We start from the raw sequence: 17363 nt of genomic DNA on the forward strand, positions 1-17363 counted from the left end.
CATTTTCATTATATAATGTTAGTGTACTAACGAAGTAACCCTAGCAAACTTTTATTTACTTATTTAATAATAAGTAAACAACTCCTTTTAACCACTATGTATATGTTAAAAAAGAAGCTAAACAGTATGATTCTGTTTAGCTTCTTTTTCTATATGTTGATAGAAATCTTTCAAGTCGTTTACAACCATCTACTAATTCTTCCATTGTGCATGCAAAAGACAAACGAATATGCCCTTCTCCATAAATAGAAAATGTTTTCCCAGGTACTACAGCTAAATGTTCTGCTTCTAATAATTCTGTTGCAAATTCAAAAGAATCATTATTGTACTCAGAAATATCAGGGAAAATGTAGAATGCTCCCTTAGGTGATTCAACTGATAATCCCATCTCTTTTAAACGTTTATAAACAAAATCACGACGCTCTTTATAAGCTTCATTCATTTTCGATAAGATTACTGGCCCTGTTGCATCTGTAAAAGCTGCAGTTGCTCCATACTGTGATGGAGTAGCTACACACACAGAGTTGTATAAATGGACTTTTGTCACATGTTCTGTTGCAAGAGGTGGGGCTAGAATATATCCAATTCTTCCTCCAGTAATAGCGTGGGATTTTGATAATCCATTGATAACAAATAATTGATTTCTAACTTCTGAAAACTCCATAAAAGAATGAAACTCTCCACCATACACATTATCAGAATAAATTTCATCAGTTAAAATGAATATATCTGTCTCCTTCAATACATCAACTAATTCCTTCATTTGTTCCAATGATGGAATCATCCCTGTTGGATTTGTTGGGTAATTAAAGATAATGGCTTTTGTTTTCGGTGTGATAGCATCAACTAATGCTTCTTTTGTCAAAACAAAATTTGTTTTTGTTGTATCAACCAAAACTGTTTTTGCACCTTGAAGTTTAGTAATTGGCTCATATGCTAAATACGTTGGGCAAGGAATAATTACTTCATCCCCGTCTTCAAGAATTGTTCGTAACACACTATCGATCGCTTCAGATCCACCGTTAGTCACAATAATCTCTGTCTCAGCGTCATATGTCACATTAAATCGTTTCCTATTATATTGCGAGATAGCTTCCCTTAATTCAATTAAACCTCTATTGTGTGTGTAACGTAATTTATTTTGATTAATGGCTTCAATCATAGCTTCTCTAATGTATTCAGGTGTTTCAAAACCTGATTGTCCCAATGTTAAATCAACACCATCATCGTATTGTTTAACTTGATTAGAAAACTTTCTCGTCCCTGGTACCTCTAAATTGGTTGCTCGTGTATTAAATCTTGTTTCTTCCATTATTTTCTCTTCTTTCATTTATCTTACATCTTGTGCGATAAGGTGTTCTAGTGTCTGACGTCGCACCACTAAACGAACTTTTTCTGGTGTCACAAATACCACGGCGGGTTTTAACATCTGATTATAATTCGAACTCATGCTGTAATGATAGGCACCAGTTGATAATACCACAAGTAAGTCCCCACGGTGAACACTTGACGGTAATTTTATGTCACGTCTTATGATATCACCTGACTCACACAGTTTTCCAGTCACTGTCATCAATTTATCATATTCTTCCGCTCGGTTTGCTAGCAGTAGATCGTAGGTTGCTCCATAAAGTGCCGTTCTGATATGATCACTCATCCCACCATCTATCGATACATAATAATTCGTTTCAGGGATATCTTTCACCGTTCCTACTTCATAAAGTGTAACACCTGCTTCACCAACAATAGATCGCCCAGGTTCCAATGAAATAGCTGGAATGGGGTAATCATATTCGTTACAAGTTGATTTTAACGTATTCGTAATTGTTTTGATACCATCTTCTATCGGATAGCTGATATCATCATCCGTATACTTAATACTGAACCCTCCGCCTATATTTAATACACTAATTTTTATTTGATTTTTTGAGAGCCATTTTATAACTTGTTTAATTGTTTCAACTGTCCCAGTGGATTCAAAAATTTGAGAACCTATATGAAAATGAACACCCATGAGTTCAATATTTTCAGCATCCTCAATTTTTCTTACACCGTCAAGTGCTAAACCTTTTTTAATACTTAACCCAAATTTACTATCTTCTTGTCCTGTTTGAATAAATTCATGCGTATGAGCTTCAACACCTGGATTGATTCTAAGCAATGCTTTAACTTTTTTAGTTGTTAGCTCGTTTAGTCGTTCAATTTCTGATAAACTATCTATCACAAAATACTCTACTCACTAAATAACTGGCTATATTTTTAATTTTTGAAAAATCTCCGACCGATGTTCCACCACGTTTAATGACACTTCGTTTTGTCATTTTGTTTTCCTCCTAATCGGCATCGAAAAATAAAAAAGACAAGTTCACCGACATGAAGTGGTCAGGTTAAAACATTTTTTGGAATGGAATTTCCATTTAGCGAAAAAACAGCTTATATTAAAGGAACTTTTGAAGCTAAACTTGGTTTTGATGGCAATCATGTAACCATTAATAAGGCAAGTAATTCTTCAAATACTTATAATATTTCTATTCCATAATTTATTGTTGTTGGTATTAGCAATCCAAAGTTTGAGGTGGTTAAATAGCAAAGGCGAGTTTTTGAGTTTTATTACTGAAGACATCGACACTAATGAGTTAGCAAACAACGCGATGAGTGATAAAACATTAATTAAATATATTGATACAAATCGCGATTGGTTACAAGAACAAGCAACTGATTATTATCAAAAAATACTAACTAGTATCGACCCCGAAGCATCCCTGTCTATTACCTTTTCTAATAAAAAATAAAAGAGCGCCACCTTTATTTGGGTGACACTCTTTTATATTGCTATAATTTTCTTTTAATCAATACACTTACTAAGAACAATGAAGCAACTAAACTTAATTGTAGCCCAACACTAGATTTTTTTTCACCTGTTTTAGGTAAACTAGCTGATTGTTTATCACTAGAATTAGGTATTTTAGCTACTGTTTCTGTTTTTTTATCATTTTCTGTTGTACTCGTTTCTGTTATATTCGTTTCTGTTGTACTTGTGGCTTTTGTTGATATTTTATCTACTGCTTTTTCAATCTCAGCCCATATATCATCTAATGCATCAATCGTTTTACAACTATCAACTTTTGCAACAAATTCATCCGCTTGTTTCTGTGTTAATCGACCAGCTTGAACTAATAGCTCTATTTGATGTTTTGTATTATATACTTTTTCATCAAATGATGATTGATACAAATCTTTATTTTGTTTTGCTAAATCATTTGCATCTGAATAAACAAGTGTAGCCTCTTCTACTGTGTTAACTTTCTCTAAACGTGAAATCAATCCTTCATATTGAAATTGAGAGAGCTTCCCCTCATTTACCATGTCATTCATTAATAAAAAAATATCAGATTTCGTAATCGCTAATGCATCCGGAATTGATTCATCTGTTGTTGTTTCTGTCGTATCATTTACTTCGGAACTTAGTACTTTACTCGATGAATTATCTGTACTTGATGTAGAGGTTGATTCAGATGCATAACCCATTTGTCCTACCAACAAACTAGCCATAATCACTGTACCTAATACTAACTTTTTCATATGATCCCCTCCTATAAAACAAGATGTTACAACACCATTACTCTTTGTAATATAATTGTAACATTTATTCATTATACAGACAATAATAAACATTCTTTTGAAAAATAGTTAATCAATTAAAATATCTTGTGCAGGTATTGCCCAATGATTTGTTGGCCCATGACCATGACCAACAAAAATTTCTTGTTCAATCGCTCCTTGAATAAAACTTTTCGCAATTTGTATGGCTTCTTTAACCGACTTTCCTTTTGCTATTTCAGCTGCTATGCATGATGAAAATGTATCGCCCGTTCCGTGCGTTTTAATCGTTTCAATTCGTTTTGAACCCATCCAAAATGTCTCGCCATTTTCTAATAAGACAAAGTCTTTTGCCAAAATATCAGATGAGTGGCCTCCTTTTATTACTACATTTTTGACACCCATTTCTTGTAAAACGTGTGCTGCTTGAATCATATCTTCGCTTGTTTTTATCTCTTGCTGAATTAATTCTTCTGCTTCTGGAATATTTGGGGTTAACACCGTTGCTAGTGGAAGTAATTCTTCTTTAATGCAATCTACCGCTTCTTTTTGTAATAGCGAATGCCCTCCTTTAGCAATCATCACAGGATCTACAATCAATGGGCCAAAATCCACTTCTTTTAGTTTTTGAACAACGATTTGAACATGTTCTTTATCGGCAAGCATCCCTGTTTTACATGCTCGAATATGAAAATCAGCTGATAGAGAATCAAATTGTTCCGCAACAAAGTCACATGGTATCGGCAGACTACTTTGTACACCTAATGTATTTTGTGCAGTCAAGGCAACAACAATACTCATACCAAAAACATCTCTTGCTTGAAACGTTTTTAAGTCGGCTTGAATGCCTGCGCCACCACCTGAATCACTTCCAGCAATGGTTACTACTTGAGGGGTTTGATTAATTGTCATGATGATTTTTCTCCTTTATGCTTACAATCTGTTTCTTTAAGACTTGTGTTTTTTTCGCTACATCATCAGCTTGCATAATATCACTCACAATCGCGACACCAGAAATATCAGTTTCATTTAATTTATGCATGTTACCTTCTTTAATGCCACCAATCGCTACAACTGGTAACTGAGATGTGTGAATAATCTCTTGTAAGATGGAAATGTCTGTTGTTGGGGCATTTTCTTTCGTTTTGGTAGGGAATATCGCGCCAACACCCAAATGATCTGCCCCTTGCTCTTTTGCTTCAAGCGCTCTTTTCACTGTTTTAGCCGAAACGCCTAACCACTTATCAGGTCCAATCAAACGGCGTGTTACATCCACCGGCAACTCATCATCTCCAATGTGCACGCCAGCTGCATCTACTGCCAAGCACACATCTACTCGGTCATTAATAATAAGTGGGACATGATATTTATCTGTCACTTTTTTTATTGCCAAGGCTTTTTGATAAAACTCTTGTGTACTGGCTTTTTTCTCTCTCAGCTGAACTAACGTGACGCCATTTTGACATGCTTGTTCGACTTTTTCTATAAACGCTTCATCAGATAAACCGTCTGAATTCGTTACTAAATATAACGTTAATGCCTCTTCTATCATAACCAATCTCCTCTTATGTCGTTTTGCCACAACTCATTTTGTTTTAATAATGATAATTGATTCAATGTTTCCTCTCGAATGCTTGCAATTTTCGCGTCATTTTGAACTATTTCTAATGCTTTTTCACCGCATAAATTAAAATAACTCACTGCCTGTAGAACACTTTGCAACACATCAACACCACTACCTAACAATGTCGCGATTAATGCACCTACGACATCACCCGTCCCCGTGAATTGGTCTAATGCCTCAATGCCATTTTGTAATAGCACAACTTGTGATTGATATACCACTAAATCACTTGGTCCTGTCGCTAAAAAACATGTATTGGGATGGATTTTTGCTAGTGCTAATAGTCCTTCTTCCAATTCTTTCATCGCTGACGAATCTTGGTCTTCTTCGGCTGCATCGACACCTTTTCCATGACTGGCTAAATTGCACAACGTTCGCATTTCTGACACATTGCCTTTGACAACAGTTGGTTCAAGAGACAATAATTTGTTGGCTACTTCTTTTCGTATTCTTGAGCTTGAGATGCCGACATTATCTACAACGATAGGGACGTTGTGCTTATGAGCCTCTTCCATGGCTAGTTCCATAGCAGTTTCTTTTTCTTCTGACAAATGGCCAATATTGATTAACACGCCACCTACTTGTTCATATAAATCTGAAAAATCTCGCGTATCTTCTGTCATAATTGGCTTTCCTCCAATGTATAACACACTATTTGCGACCGTTTCACATGTCACTGAGTTCGTAATACAATGCACTAGGGGAGAAGGTATTAGAGGAAAGGGAGTTTGAAATTGATTAACTCGTAACATGTTGCTCTTCACCCACTTTCACATTAAAAAACATCGCTTGAATTCGTTGAAACGTTGGAACATTCGCTAATTTTTTCATCACAATAAAGGCTACAAATGAACCAATCACCGCGCCACCGATAAATCTTGGTGTATAGAAAAACCAGTACATACCATTACGACTTCCGGTAAACCAAGCCATTACAGGATAAGATAATAGCGAACCAATAATTCCTGTTCCTAAAAATTCACCAAACATTGCACTATATACGGTTGGATAAATTTTGTAAAAAATGCCAGCAAGTAATGCGCCAAAAACAGCACCTGTTAAGGCTAGTGGGGGAATCCCTAGAAGCATCATTCGGAGTACACCGCAAACAAATGCCATGATGGTACCGTAAAAGGGTCCCATTAACATCACACCAATCACGTTCATCACACTAGACATTGGAGCCATCCCCTCAATACGAAAGAGTGGCGATAACACCACATCCATCGCAATCATTAGAGATAAAATCAATAGTTTTTTTAAATTAGTAGTTTGAGACGGCATCTTTTTCTCCTTCCGGCCATTTTTGATGTGTGTATGCCATTTCCCAAAACAGGTATTCCATTTGAGCACTCACATAAAATGCCTCAATCATTTTTTCTTGTTCTTCCTTGTCGCTTTCTTCATACAGTCGATTCAGCAAAGCACATTGATGAGCGACTTCTTCTTTTGATTCTTCACCAGAGTATGTTTCAATCCATCGTTGATACAACTGATGAGGAGAACCTGTCTTAATTAATTCAGTCCCGATTTCTTGATATAACCACGCACATGGTAGTAAACCCGCAACAGCACTATTTGACGTCCCATCAATTAATTGACGATACATGTGTGACACATAATGATAAGCTGTTGGAGCAATATCAGTATTAGCGATTTCTTCATCTGTAATACCTAGCTCAGTAAAGAAATCCTCTCTAATACTCATCTCACCTTCTTTAAGGTGGTTAGACCCTGTTAGCAACATCTCTTTTACTTCTTCGTCTTCTACTTGTTCTGCTATCAAACGGTGAAGTTTGCTAAAATGCTCTAAGTAGTACCCATCTTGAATCAAGTAATAGCGAAACGCTTCATCAGATAACGTTCCTTCTTGAAGTCCTGCGACAAATGGATGAGTAAAACTTCCTTCCCAATAAGGTGCTGATTTCTCTCGTGCAATTTTTGTAAACATCTTTCTTCCTCCTAAGTAATGATTAATATAAATTGTGATATAACCGTTAATACGCCTAATGTAGCTAAACTTTTAGGACACACTTTATATTGTATGTAATGCGTCCTTTCGCCTTCTTCATCAAATCCTCTTGAAAACATGGCTTCTGTGTAACTATCCCGCCAATGGTTGGCGACAAAAATAACTTTTAAATACATCAATGGCGAATAAAAATGTAATTTTTTCCCACGAAATAAACTGGCTTCTCTTAGTGCCATAATCTCTCGTTGAATCACAGGCATCGCATGTAAAACAACTAAAATGCCATAAACAAATGACGTTGGTAATTTTTTTTGCTCTAAAATTAAGAGTAATTCTTCTAAGTCGACCCCAAATGCAAACACCATGCCAATCGCAGCAAAAGCAAAGGTTCGACTCACTAAAACAAGACCATAATCAGGATTATTTCCATATAGATAAACTGACCAATACGTTCCTAAAGCTGGAATTAATGGAAAAAAAACTAAGCCAAACAACCCAAACCATTTTTTCTTACTAAGAAGATACAAAGCACTGACTAACACAACAAACCAGTTTAACGTCACAGATGAGGTAAATGATAATTCAATAGTCAAAAGTAGTAGTAGTCCGCTTAGCATTAAAGCAGAACTTTTCGTCACTGACATCCTTTATCTCCTCCTCTACCGAATAATCTTGTTGCCATAATTGTTTCTTATCTAAATGCACATGATGCTGACTAACCCCATCAAGCGGTGCCAATCGATGCGAAATAATCATCATATCTTGTCTGTTTGCTTGCCTTTTAAACCAATTAGCAAAATAGCTTGCAGCACGTTCATCTAAACCTGAAAACGGCTCGTCTAATAATAAAAACGGCACATCTAAACTCAACATCGTTAATAATTGAATACTTTTCTTCTGTCCTTCACTTAGATGAAACACGCTTCGATTAAGTAGTGGTTCCAATCCTAAAAACTCAATCGCTTCTTGTCTTTGACGTTTAGCGTCCTCCCACTGATACACACTATAAGTAAATTCTTCAGCTGGTGTGAGTGTCACAAATTGTTTTTCCGCTTCTTGAGTAACTAAGGATAACATCTGATATAGCGTACGGCTTTTTTTAAGCTTTTTATCGTATAAAAACATCTTGCCTTTATAACGATGACATTGTGCTATCGAACGAAACAACGTTGATTTTCCCGTTCCGTTATCTCCTGTAAGTGTCGTGATTCCTTTAGAAAAATGAAAAGAATCTTGACTTAGTAGCTCGCGCTTATTCTGTTTGTATCTGACATCCTCTAATCTTAAAATGCCATCCATAGATGCTCTATGATCCGTCAAGAGCACATTTGTCTGCTCTTGCTTTAAAAGAGCTACTGGAATTTTTTGTAATACTTGATTATCTAGTGTCACCCATGTATCAACCACACCAGCATAATCATTAAAATCATGGTCGCAAATAATAATTGTCTTACCTTGATGTTTTAATTGCTGTAACTGTTGAATTAATAATTTTCTTGTTTTAGGATCAATACTGGCAAACGGCTCATCTAGTAATAAAAATGGGCTTTTCATCGCTAGTAAAACAGTCAATGCTGCTCGTTGCTTTTCCCCACCTGATAAAGTTGATAACTGTCTATCTAATAATTCTGTCGTATCTGCTAATAAAACAGCCTCGTGCATTTGTTCCGTGATATCACTAGGTTTTGTTTGCAGATTTTCTAACACAAAAATAATTTCACGACGTAGTGTTTTCATTGTAAATTGTTGCCCTGGATTTTGAAACATCATGCCAATCTGTCTAGCCTTATCAGACATACTCGCTTGTGTTAGACTCTTGCCATCAACGGTGATTGTACCTGAATATGGCACATCAGCAAATCCAGCAATGGCTTTTAATAATGTTGATTTACCACTACCACTGGCACCAGATAGCAAAATAAATTCATGAGGAGAAAAAACAAAGTCAACCTGACGTAACACCTCTTTATCGCCACGTTTAATCGTCAACTCACTTAATTCTATTCCTCTCATTTGTTTACTACCGAAAGCTCTTGTGAACGGTTATAAAGCTTCATGACCATTGACACCACAACAACACCAAAGAACGTCACCGATAAAAACCGCACAGCAAGAAGTGATAAAATCATTCCAATTGAATACGTTCCATAACCAAATTTAAAAAATTCATACACAAAACTTAATAAGGTTGTTCCAATCGCCCCGTAAAATAATGGCACGATATCATACCGTTTGTATCCTGTAACCATAAATCCTAGTTCTGTCCCTAGCCCTTGGAAAAAACCTGAAATAAGAACACCTGGGCCAAAATACGTGCCATATAACATCTCTGCTAGTGCAGCCAACATTTCTCCTAAAATTGAACTTCCCTTTCTAGGAATTAATATCCCTGCCATTGGTGCTGCCATTGTCCATAAACCAAATAATAGTTCATTAGCAAAAGGGCTTAACCCAAGGGGCGTTAATACAGCTGATAAGCCAGCATATAAAAACCCAGCTCCCATAAATACACCACCAAATAAAAAAGCTAATAATGCTAATAATACAACCTGACGCAATGTCCAATTTTCCTTCATTTTACTCATCCTCCTATATTCTTACCTACACCTTATTATTGTGTTAAATTAAACGACAAAAAACCTCCTTTTTCTCATTAAAAGAAACAAAGGAGGTAGGGTTAATCTGATTCATTACAACATTTATCGACACTCATCCAAATAAAAAAGCCCGTCCAAATAAATTGGATGGGCGTAAATAGACCTAGGTTCAATGTTTTGTCATAAATGACACATTTCTCTTCGCCAGTACTAACTGGAGCAGATTCCATGGGTATAATCTCAGCTTTACGCACCCCAAATGTTTCTCGTATTCAATTCCACTCAAATATAACACGCTTTCATACAATAGCCAACCATTCTCACAAATCTTTATAAATATGGTTGGATAAAAAAAGACTGGGTCAAGTAGACTCAATCTTCTAATTCTCTGGTATATCTGTGACAAACTCAATTGCATCAAGTTTAAATAAATCTGTTAACAATCCATTTACCACTTTAAATACTTCATCATCTGATTCATAAGTAGGTTTGACTTCTTTTTCGATTCCTTGATTTTTAAAACGTAGTCCTTGATATGTCTCAAATACATCGACACTGTTGTTTGATGTTTCAAACACATCATAATCACCTGTTACATCATATTCTTGACGTTCTTTATAACCATGCTCTCTCACAATTGGGCGAAGAAGTGACACAACATCTAAATTCGGAATCCCAATCATTTTACCTGAGAATTCTACCTCATAAGTAGCGGTAGCAGTTGTTGGGCAGACATTACATCCACCATGCACGATTTCAGTTGTACAATGTATTATTGCTTTTTCCATCTTTATCACACCTTTGAGTTTACTGTTATTTAACTAACTCAATTATAACATATCCTTCCATTATTTTAACGGAAGGCATAAATAATTTCAGTCATACCAAACATCATGAAATAAAAACCGACTAAAAAGCTTAATGTTAAAGCAGATGATACTGGATTTGCTAAAAGTATGAATCCTACAATCACACCTAAAATATTAATAACGATTGAGAACCAATAGTAACCTGTATTCAAATTTTTTAAAGCATTTGAACTAAATAAACCGACTAATGAATCAATTAAAAACCAAATAGCAAACACAAATGGTAGAGCCACAACACCTGCAGAGATATTAAATAATAAAAAGATACCAACAATGATATCAAAAATACCAACTACTATTGGCATTGTTGCAGAAAAACCTATAAGTTCTCTCACTTTCTTTCTTAAAAATAATTCAAAAATACCTTTAATAATAGCAAACATTCCAAAAACTACAACGATTGCCACTAAATTTCCAGCAGGATCTTGAAACGACGCCAACGATGCAAATATAAACAAAATTCCTAATAAAAATGAGGACCAATCAAAACCATTTCGTTCATTTGACATAATAACTCTCTTCCCTTCTTAAAATATTATTCTCAATACAATATTATTCTTTAATCATATAAATCGCAAGAAATAGTACCTTATTTATTAATAAATAATATTTTTCTTCTTAATTTAATCACTAATAGCCACTAACCTTATTTCCCGTACATTTGAGTACATAGAAAGCTCTTCTATCACATCAGCATATGTAAGAGTTTTAGGTAAATCAATCGTATAAACATTTTTATAATATTTTTCACCTTCGATAATTTGAACTTCAAATGTAACATCTTCTATTTCAATTTGACGTACTTCAAAATATTGATGAATAAAATCTTTTGTTTCTTTTCTATGCACGTATTGAATTTCTAAATTATTTACTTTAGAAACTGTAATAATTTGCTTCACTAATGATAACGAAAACATGATTGATATAAATCCTAATATTGTGACCAAATAAAAACCCATCCCCAAACCAATACCAATTGCAGCACATGACCATAATGATGCTGCTGTTGTCAAGCCTGTAATACGTTGCCTTGTTACAATAATCGTTCCTGCTCCTAGAAAACCTATACCACTTACCACTTGTGCAATTAATCTCGACTGATCAAATTTTACAATATGCGCAATATCTGGATTTTCTTGCACAAGTCTTATGGCTTCATGAGCTATCTCTTGTTGAATCAGTGCAATAATAGTTGCCCCTAAACAGACTAATATATGTGTCTTCATCCCAGCTGGACGGTTTTTTTGTTCTCTTTCATACCCAATAGTACCCCCCATTACAATGGATAGCCCCAATCTTAAAACTGTTTGAGCAAGTGACAACAATGTCATAACGACCCCTCCTTTTTCATCTTACTTTCTATTATACCATTTCAGTATCCCCTTTCATTTTTAATAAAATAACAAAAAATATTATTTAAAATGACAACAATATTTTCTACATTTTTTCTTTTATACCTGTCTTAATTAACCACCAATTCATTGGATATGCTGTACAGAATCCAACCAACATAGCCACTTGCATCATTAACCAAAAAACAGGAGTGGTTGGTAATACTTCTCCTCCAAAGAAATGAGGAAAAAGACTTAATTGGCACAACGCAACAGTAGCATACATCCCTATTTGCCAACAAGATAACGATAAGGTATCTGCTTTTATCGCAGCTATAATCCCTTCTTTTCTACTTAAGTGCTTCATCGGAACAATCGCAAAGTACTGGAAACTTACTCCAATAATCAGAGCCAAAATAAAAGCTAGAACAAATCCTGAAAATAATTTATGAGAGAAAATAGTTGGGTACCCCCCCACAACATACAATGCTGGAAAAAAATATAGCAGCCACTCAATAATTAAATCTGCTAAACTACATCCAGCTCCACAATGACATGTCCCAATAAAAACAGATACTGCCATTGACTTACTTGATGAATCCATATTCATAGAATCACCCATTTTCATTTTTTCTAACGAGTGGTTTTCACCCCACTTTTTATAAGCCAAGACCCAGATAAACGACCCAAATAAAGCAGTTAATGGCCAAACAATCGTCATTATTTTCATTTTTTGTGGGTGTTTTTTCACGTCTAATGCAATATAAATAAAAGAAATACCTGCTAAAAATAAACTAATCCAAGCCAAAATAGTTAACCAATATGGTATAGCTACCATGATACTACCTCCTTAACGTGATTTAATTTTAGTATAGAAAGATTCCTCGAAAAAAATGTGATGTTCTAATGATTTTAATTATAGAAATGTCAAAATATTATTTCATAATAAACTAAACTGTTTTATAATAAACCCTAGTCATTTACTGACTTGGAGGAGAAAATATGAAAAAATTATTAATGATTATATTAGGGATTGTCATAAGTTTACTAAGTACCGTATTATTACTTATTGGCTATCTTTCAATCAAAGAATATAAACCTAGAGAAGTTGAAACAGTGACAACTACTAAAGGGAAAAACATGTTGCAACAACAGACTGACATCTCACTGCTCACACTAAATATTGGTTATGGTGGCTTATCCAGCTCTGAAGATTTTTTTATGGATGGCGGGAAAAATATCCAACCTAAATCTAAACAACTCGTCGAAGAAAATTTAGCTGGGATTACAACAATGTTAAAAGAGCATCCTTCTGATATGTATTTATTACAAGAAGTGGATTTAGATTCAAAACGCTCATACCATATAAACCAAAAAGAATCGCTGTCTAATGCGCTTCATATGCCAAGTACATTTGCGTATAATTTCAATGTACCATACGTCCCATTCCCTATCCCACCGATTGGTAAAGTAGAAAGCGGAATCGTCACGATGACTAACGCAACTATGAGTGAAGCCAAACGCATTGCGCTACCTAATCCTTTTTCTTGGCCTATTCGTATGGCTAATTTAAAACGTGCACTACTTGAAACAAGATTTCCTATAGGTGGCAGTGATAAAGAGTTAGTTGTCTTTAATTTACATCTGGATGCTTATGATAATGGTCAAGGAAAAATTGAACAAAGTAAACTTCTAAAAAAAGTACTTGAAGAAGAGTATGATAAAGGAAATTATGTCATTGCTGGAGGAGATTTTAATCAAGTCTTTGAAGGTACTCAATCATTCCCTCAAACAGGGCAAAAAGGATGGAAGCCTGGAAGTATTAGTTCAACTGATATTCCTGATCATTTCTCTTTTTCATATGATGATACCCATCCTTCAGTCAGAGTATTAAACCATGCGTTTACTGGTGATTATGAATCCTCTCAAGTCTATGTAATTGATGGATTTATCGTATCAGACAATATCAATACTAAGCAAACCAATACCTACGATTATCAATTTAGATACACAGATCATCACCCTGTTCAGATGACCTTTCAATTAAAAGAAAAAACCAACTAGTTCCGGCTAGTTGGTTTTCTTTGTCGTTTTATCTAACTCTCTCTAAAATGCGTTCAATATTCATTGTAACGAATTCGTCATCTTGAATCCCACTCACATATGACTCATGCGATTTTTCTTCAAGTAAGCTTCTTAGCTCTTTTTCATAACGTTTAATTTGTGGTGCAAGTAAAATCACATCATAATGTTGTTGTGACAATTTTGCTTCCACACGTTGAACTGGTGCATAATCAACATCATAGTTTAAACCATGCTCTTTTAAACTCTCTAACATTTTTGAAACAAATAACGAGGCACTAATACCTGACTCACAGATAAATAAAATACTTTTTTCCATGTCATTCACCTTTTATAATTTTTTAACTTTAACAGGCTGACCAGTTTTCAGAGATTCGTTTGCAGCAAAAGCTAAACGTTGTGCCATGATACCATCTTCGTACGTCACAACAGTATCTGTGTCATCTTTAATCGCTGTTAAGAATTCTTCAACTTCTTTAATATATGCATCATTATAACGCTCTAAGAAAAAGTGAAGTGGTTTTTGGCTATGAACACCGGACTCATCTGATAACACAACATTATTCACTAGCTCATTTTCTGCTTGAGACGCACCTTTTGAACCAAATGCTTCTAAACGTTGGTCATAGCCATACACTGCTTGACGACTGTTACTAATCACACCTAGACACCCATTTTCAAAGGTTAATGTCACAATTGCTGTGTCAACATCAATACCTTCTAATTCTGGATTAACTAATGCATCCCCTGTAGCATAAACTTCTTTTACTTCACTACCTGTGATAAAACGGGCCATATCAAAGTCATGTATCATCATATCAAAAAATAGACCGCCTGACGACTTAACATAAGACAAAGGTGGTGCTTCTGGATCACGTGAGTCAATACGTAATAACTGAATATCTCCAATAGATCCATCTTGAACGTGTTTTTTAACTTGTGCAAAATTACGATCAAAGCGACGATTCACTCCTAATTGAAATTTAACACCAGCTTCTTTCACAATATGATAGGTTTCAACTGTTTCTTCATCAGAAAAACTAATTGGTTTTTCACAGAAAATATGTTTTTTCGCTGCCGCAGCTTTTTTAATTAACTCAACGTGTGTATCTGTTGGCGTACAAATAAATACTGCATCTATTTCATCATCATTAAAAATTGTATCAAAATCCGACACTAATGGTACACCATATTCTGCTTCAAATGTTGGCATGTTATCTGCAAAAATATCTGCGACTGCTTTTACTTTCACACCTGGCATTTGTACCAAGTTTTTCGTGTGAAGTTTTCCAATACGTCCGCCACCAATTACACCTACAACTAATTCTTTTGTCATATCATTCATCCCCTAATTCTTTTATCTAGCAATCCCCAATGGAGAAAACATTAAATATGTTAAAACAACTACTAAAACGGTAATCACACTCACTAATTTTGTATGTTTCCAAGGTGTGATATCTACTTTTGTATTAAAGACTTTCAATTCAAAATCACCATCTGGTTTCAGTTTTGAAACCACAAACATAACAAGCATATCTAAGAAAAATAGCACACTTAACACATATAGAAAATGCACATCTTTTAATACAACTTTTGATAACGCATACAAGATAATATGTAAGTAAATCGTTACTTTTGCTGCAAAGGCTGTTGCTTTTTTAGAGTAAAATGCTAATAGAATAATTACCAACAAAGGCATATTATACAATCCATTAAACTCTTGTACAAATTGATACAATCCTGCTGGTGCAAATGAAATCAATGGTGAGATAAAGATAGATAATAACCCAATTGCAATCGTAATTTTTTTCCCAAAACGCGTGATATCATGATCTGTTGCTTGTTTATTGAAAACAGGCTTATAAAAATCAAGCGATAATAATGTTGAGGTCGCATTTAACGCTCCTGAGAATGACGATAAAATCGCCCCAAAAATAACCGCTGCAAACACGCCATAAATCATCTCTGGTAAGACATGTGTCACAAGTGTTGGGTACGCCTCATCAGGCATCCCCATTAATGCATCACCAAAAATATTTCTCGCCACAATTCCTGGAAATACTAAGAATAATGCACCAAATACTTTAAAGAATCCTACAAGGAATACGCCTTTTTGTGCTTCAGCTAAGTTTTTTCCAGCTAACGCTTTTTGGACAATCATCTGATTGGTACACCAGAAATATAAATTATTAAACATCATGCCTGTTAATAGCGTTGGCCAAGGAACAATCGCTGAATCAATTGAACCAACAGAATTTAGTAACCAAGGTGTGTTATCCACAATGTGATCAATTCCTGCAATGAAACTACCATTACCAAGCATTGTAACGCCAATTGTCGGAATCAGTAGACCACAAGCTAGTAAACCAAAGCCATATACTGTATCACTGTAAGCACTTAGGCGTAACCCCCCAATAAGTAGGTACAAAATCCCAATAACACCAATAGCTAGTGAAACGACAATGATTGACGTAATAGGACGAATACCCAACAGTTCATCAATCCGAAAAATTTTATTAAATACTAATGATCCTGAATACAACACTACTGGTAAAAAAGATGTGATATATGTAATAATAAATAATGCTGAAATAATTCGCTTAATTTGTGTATCATAACGTATTTCAATAAAATCAGATACGGTATTAATCCCATATTTCAAATACTTCGGTAAGAAAACGGACGCTAACATAACGATTGCGATGGCTGAAGTGACTTCCCATGCCATAACTTCCATTCCCGCGACATAACTTTGTCCATTCTGACCGACAATTTGCTCTGTTGATAAATTTGTCATAATAATCGAACCAGCAATCGGTAGGGCAGTCAAACTTCGACCACCCATAAAGAATCCTTCTGCCCCATCAACATTGACGCCACGTGAGCGTTTATAAGCAAATAACCACACACAACTAATAATGACAACAAAACTTAAAATAGAAAATAGATTCATGACCGTCTCCCTTTATTACAGTTTCGTAACTGATTTGATGTATTCACGAGCATTTTTGGCATAAATAAACGGATTCGCTTTGGCTGGATCTTGTTCTGCCTCTACGACAATCCATCCTTCATAACCATCTTTTTCAATTTCTTGCCAAATTGGTGTAAAATCAATCATGCCATCTCCTGGAACAGTGAACACACCTTCTTTAACACCTTTTAAGAAACTAAATGAGTTTGTTTTAACTTCTTCCATTTTTTCCTTACGAATATCTTTAAAGTGAATATGTTTAATACGGTCTTTGTGTGTTTGATACACTTCAATCGGATCTTCGCCTGAGAAAA

22 protein-coding genes and 1 riboswitch are annotated in these 17363 nt (G+C 35.0%); of the genes, 3 read left to right on the forward strand and 19 right to left on the reverse strand.

Annotated features, from left to right (window positions below; genetic code table 11):
• Nucleotides 1-136: 136 nt before the first annotated feature.
• Nucleotides 137-1312: an aminotransferase class I/II-fold pyridoxal phosphate-dependent enzyme gene (locus MN581_RS07190; RefSeq protein ID WP_117973441.1), complete on the reverse strand. Its 1176-nt coding sequence runs from the start codon at nucleotides 1310-1312 to the stop codon at nucleotides 137-139.
• An 18-nt stretch (nucleotides 1313-1330) separates the two neighbouring features.
• Nucleotides 1331-2224, reverse strand: coding sequence for a diaminopimelate decarboxylase (gene lysA, locus MN581_RS07195; protein ID WP_241699507.1), 894 nt, complete (start codon nucleotides 2222-2224; stop codon nucleotides 1331-1333).
• Nucleotides 2225-2404: 180 nt separating this feature from the next.
• Here lysA and MN581_RS10105 point away from each other — a divergent pair, with 180 nt between their 5' ends.
• The gene (locus MN581_RS10105; protein WP_277756559.1) at nucleotides 2405-2539 is read left to right on the forward strand and encodes a hypothetical protein; all 135 of its coding nucleotides are present in this window, start codon (nucleotides 2405-2407) and stop codon (nucleotides 2537-2539) included.
• A 61-nt stretch (nucleotides 2540-2600) separates the two neighbouring features.
• A complete protein-coding gene (locus MN581_RS07200) occupies nucleotides 2601-2792 on the forward strand; it encodes a hypothetical protein (RefSeq protein WP_117973409.1) in 192 nt (63 codons plus the stop codon).
• 40 nt (nucleotides 2793-2832) lie between these two features.
• Here MN581_RS07200 and MN581_RS07205 read toward each other — a convergent pair whose 3' ends face one another.
• The 13 genes from MN581_RS07205 to MN581_RS07265 form a co-directional block, all read right to left on the reverse strand.
• Nucleotides 2833-3582 carry an LPXTG cell wall anchor domain-containing protein gene (locus tag MN581_RS07205; RefSeq protein ID WP_241699508.1) on the reverse strand — a complete coding sequence of 250 codons (750 nt, stop codon included), beginning with the start codon at nucleotides 3580-3582 and terminating at the stop codon, nucleotides 2833-2835.
• Between the two features lie 108 nt (nucleotides 3583-3690).
• A complete protein-coding gene (thiD, locus tag MN581_RS07210) occupies nucleotides 3691-4512 on the reverse strand; it encodes a bifunctional hydroxymethylpyrimidine kinase/phosphomethylpyrimidine kinase (protein ID WP_241699509.1) in 822 nt (273 codons plus the stop codon).
• The gene (gene thiE, locus MN581_RS07215) at nucleotides 4502-5152 is read right to left on the reverse strand and encodes a thiamine phosphate synthase (RefSeq protein ID WP_241699510.1); all 651 of its coding nucleotides are present in this window, start codon (nucleotides 5150-5152) and stop codon (nucleotides 4502-4504) included. The genes thiD and thiE overlap by 11 nt, the downstream gene beginning before the upstream one ends.
• Complete coding sequence (locus MN581_RS07220; protein WP_241699511.1) at nucleotides 5149-5976, reverse strand: hydroxyethylthiazole kinase; 828 nt, start codon at nucleotides 5974-5976, stop codon at nucleotides 5149-5151. The genes thiE and MN581_RS07220 overlap by 4 nt, the downstream gene beginning before the upstream one ends.
• Nucleotides 5963-6508, reverse strand: a complete 546-nt coding sequence (gene thiW / locus MN581_RS07225; RefSeq protein WP_241699512.1) for an energy coupling factor transporter S component ThiW — start codon at nucleotides 6506-6508, stop codon at nucleotides 5963-5965. The genes MN581_RS07220 and thiW overlap by 14 nt, the downstream gene beginning before the upstream one ends.
• Entirely contained in the window at nucleotides 6489-7175 is a 687-nt protein-coding gene (gene tenA, locus MN581_RS07230; protein WP_241699513.1) for a thiaminase II, read from the reverse strand. Before tenA ends, thiW begins: the two co-directional genes overlap by 20 nt.
• 11 nt (nucleotides 7176-7186) lie before the next feature.
• Nucleotides 7187-7840 carry an energy-coupling factor transporter transmembrane component T gene (locus MN581_RS07235; protein ID WP_117973416.1) on the reverse strand — a complete coding sequence of 218 codons (654 nt, stop codon included), beginning with the start codon at nucleotides 7838-7840 and terminating at the stop codon, nucleotides 7187-7189.
• Nucleotides 7779-9209, reverse strand: a complete 1431-nt coding sequence (locus tag MN581_RS07240; RefSeq protein WP_241699514.1) for an ABC transporter ATP-binding protein — start codon at nucleotides 9207-9209, stop codon at nucleotides 7779-7781. Before MN581_RS07240 ends, MN581_RS07235 begins: the two co-directional genes overlap by 62 nt.
• Nucleotides 9206-9772, reverse strand: coding sequence for an ECF transporter S component (locus MN581_RS07245; protein WP_241699515.1), 567 nt, complete (start codon nucleotides 9770-9772; stop codon nucleotides 9206-9208). Before MN581_RS07245 ends, MN581_RS07240 begins: the two co-directional genes overlap by 4 nt.
• A gap of 200 nt (nucleotides 9773-9972) precedes the next feature.
• Nucleotides 9973-10061: riboswitch (TPP riboswitch) on the reverse strand.
• A gap of 112 nt (nucleotides 10062-10173) precedes the next feature.
• The gene (locus MN581_RS07250; protein ID WP_241699516.1) at nucleotides 10174-10581 is read right to left on the reverse strand and encodes a DUF4809 family protein; all 408 of its coding nucleotides are present in this window, start codon (nucleotides 10579-10581) and stop codon (nucleotides 10174-10176) included.
• Nucleotides 10582-10646: 65 nt separating this feature from the next.
• Complete coding sequence (locus tag MN581_RS07255) at nucleotides 10647-11171, reverse strand: DUF308 domain-containing protein (RefSeq protein WP_241699517.1); 525 nt, start codon at nucleotides 11169-11171, stop codon at nucleotides 10647-10649.
• Nucleotides 11172-11285: 114 nt separating this feature from the next.
• Nucleotides 11286-11993, reverse strand: coding sequence for an MgtC/SapB family protein (locus tag MN581_RS07260; protein ID WP_117973421.1), 708 nt, complete (start codon nucleotides 11991-11993; stop codon nucleotides 11286-11288).
• A 106-nt stretch (nucleotides 11994-12099) separates the two neighbouring features.
• The gene (locus MN581_RS07265) at nucleotides 12100-12831 is read right to left on the reverse strand and encodes a DUF4396 domain-containing protein (RefSeq protein ID WP_117973422.1); all 732 of its coding nucleotides are present in this window, start codon (nucleotides 12829-12831) and stop codon (nucleotides 12100-12102) included.
• A 164-nt stretch (nucleotides 12832-12995) separates the two neighbouring features.
• Between MN581_RS07265 and MN581_RS07270 the strand changes: the two genes are divergently transcribed.
• Nucleotides 12996-14057 (forward strand): endonuclease/exonuclease/phosphatase family protein, encoded by a 1062-nt coding sequence (locus MN581_RS07270; protein ID WP_117973423.1) that lies wholly within the window; start codon nucleotides 12996-12998, stop codon nucleotides 14055-14057.
• A 28-nt stretch (nucleotides 14058-14085) separates the two neighbouring features.
• Here MN581_RS07270 and MN581_RS07275 read toward each other — a convergent pair whose 3' ends face one another.
• From MN581_RS07275 to MN581_RS07290, 4 genes are all read right to left on the reverse strand, one after another.
• Nucleotides 14086-14394, reverse strand: coding sequence for a PTS cellobiose transporter subunit IIC (locus MN581_RS07275; protein WP_117973424.1), 309 nt, complete (start codon nucleotides 14392-14394; stop codon nucleotides 14086-14088).
• A gap of 12 nt (nucleotides 14395-14406) precedes the next feature.
• Nucleotides 14407-15411, reverse strand: a complete 1005-nt coding sequence (gene iolG / locus MN581_RS07280) for an inositol 2-dehydrogenase (protein WP_117973425.1) — start codon at nucleotides 15409-15411, stop codon at nucleotides 14407-14409.
• A gap of 21 nt (nucleotides 15412-15432) precedes the next feature.
• Nucleotides 15433-17028: a solute:sodium symporter family transporter gene (locus tag MN581_RS07285; protein ID WP_117973426.1), complete on the reverse strand. Its 1596-nt coding sequence runs from the start codon at nucleotides 17026-17028 to the stop codon at nucleotides 15433-15435.
• A gap of 15 nt (nucleotides 17029-17043) precedes the next feature.
• On the reverse strand, nucleotides 17044-17363 hold a 320-nt coding region (locus tag MN581_RS07290), incomplete at its 5' end, for a TIM barrel protein (protein WP_241699518.1).

It is taken from the genome of Vagococcus sp. CY53-2 (assembly GCF_022604695.1).
Taxonomy (GTDB): Bacteria; Bacillota; Bacilli; order Lactobacillales; family Vagococcaceae; genus Vagococcus.

Bases quoted from the DNA above. Each gene is read 5' to 3' on its own strand.
- MN581_RS10105 (WP_277756559.1), top strand. From the start codon at position 2,405: ATGGAATTTCCATTTAGCGAAAAAACAGCTTATATTAAAGGAACTTTT.
- MN581_RS07240 (WP_241699514.1), bottom strand. From the start codon at position 9,209: ATGAGAGGAATAGAATTAAGTGAGTTGACGATTAAACGTGGCGATAAA.
- iolG (WP_117973425.1), bottom strand. From the start codon at position 15,411: ATGACAAAAGAATTAGTTGTAGGTGTAATTGGTGGCGGACGTATTGGA.
- MN581_RS07245 (WP_241699515.1), bottom strand. From the start codon at position 9,772: ATGAAGGAAAATTGGACATTGCGTCAGGTTGTATTATTAGCATTATTA.
- MN581_RS07205 (WP_241699508.1), bottom strand. From the start codon at position 3,582: ATGAAAAAGTTAGTATTAGGTACAGTGATTATGGCTAGTTTGTTGGTA.
- MN581_RS07255 (WP_241699517.1), bottom strand. From the start codon at position 11,171: ATGTCAAATGAACGAAATGGTTTTGATTGGTCCTCATTTTTATTAGGA.
- thiD (WP_241699509.1), bottom strand. From the start codon at position 4,512: ATGACAATTAATCAAACCCCTCAAGTAGTAACCATTGCTGGAAGTGAT.
- MN581_RS07270 (WP_117973423.1), top strand. From the start codon at position 12,996: ATGAAAAAATTATTAATGATTATATTAGGGATTGTCATAAGTTTACTA.
- MN581_RS07265 (WP_117973422.1), bottom strand. From the start codon at position 12,831: ATGGTAGCTATACCATATTGGTTAACTATTTTGGCTTGGATTAGTTTA.
- MN581_RS07285 (WP_117973426.1), bottom strand. From the start codon at position 17,028: ATGAATCTATTTTCTATTTTAAGTTTTGTTGTCATTATTAGTTGTGTG.
- MN581_RS07220 (WP_241699511.1), bottom strand. From the start codon at position 5,976: ATGTTACGAGTTAATCAATTTCAAACTCCCTTTCCTCTAATACCTTCT.
- MN581_RS07275 (WP_117973424.1), bottom strand. From the start codon at position 14,394: ATGGAAAAAAGTATTTTATTTATCTGTGAGTCAGGTATTAGTGCCTCG.
- MN581_RS07235 (WP_117973416.1), bottom strand. From the start codon at position 7,840: ATGTCAGTGACGAAAAGTTCTGCTTTAATGCTAAGCGGACTACTACTA.
- tenA (WP_241699513.1), bottom strand. From the start codon at position 7,175: ATGTTTACAAAAATTGCACGAGAGAAATCAGCACCTTATTGGGAAGGA.
- thiE (WP_241699510.1), bottom strand. From the start codon at position 5,152: ATGATAGAAGAGGCATTAACGTTATATTTAGTAACGAATTCAGACGGT.
- MN581_RS07260 (WP_117973421.1), bottom strand. From the start codon at position 11,993: ATGACATTGTTGTCACTTGCTCAAACAGTTTTAAGATTGGGGCTATCC.
- MN581_RS07190 (WP_117973441.1), bottom strand. From the start codon at position 1,312: ATGGAAGAAACAAGATTTAATACACGAGCAACCAATTTAGAGGTACCA.
- MN581_RS07250 (WP_241699516.1), bottom strand. From the start codon at position 10,581: ATGGAAAAAGCAATAATACATTGTACAACTGAAATCGTGCATGGTGGA.
- thiW (WP_241699512.1), bottom strand. From the start codon at position 6,508: ATGCCGTCTCAAACTACTAATTTAAAAAAACTATTGATTTTATCTCTA.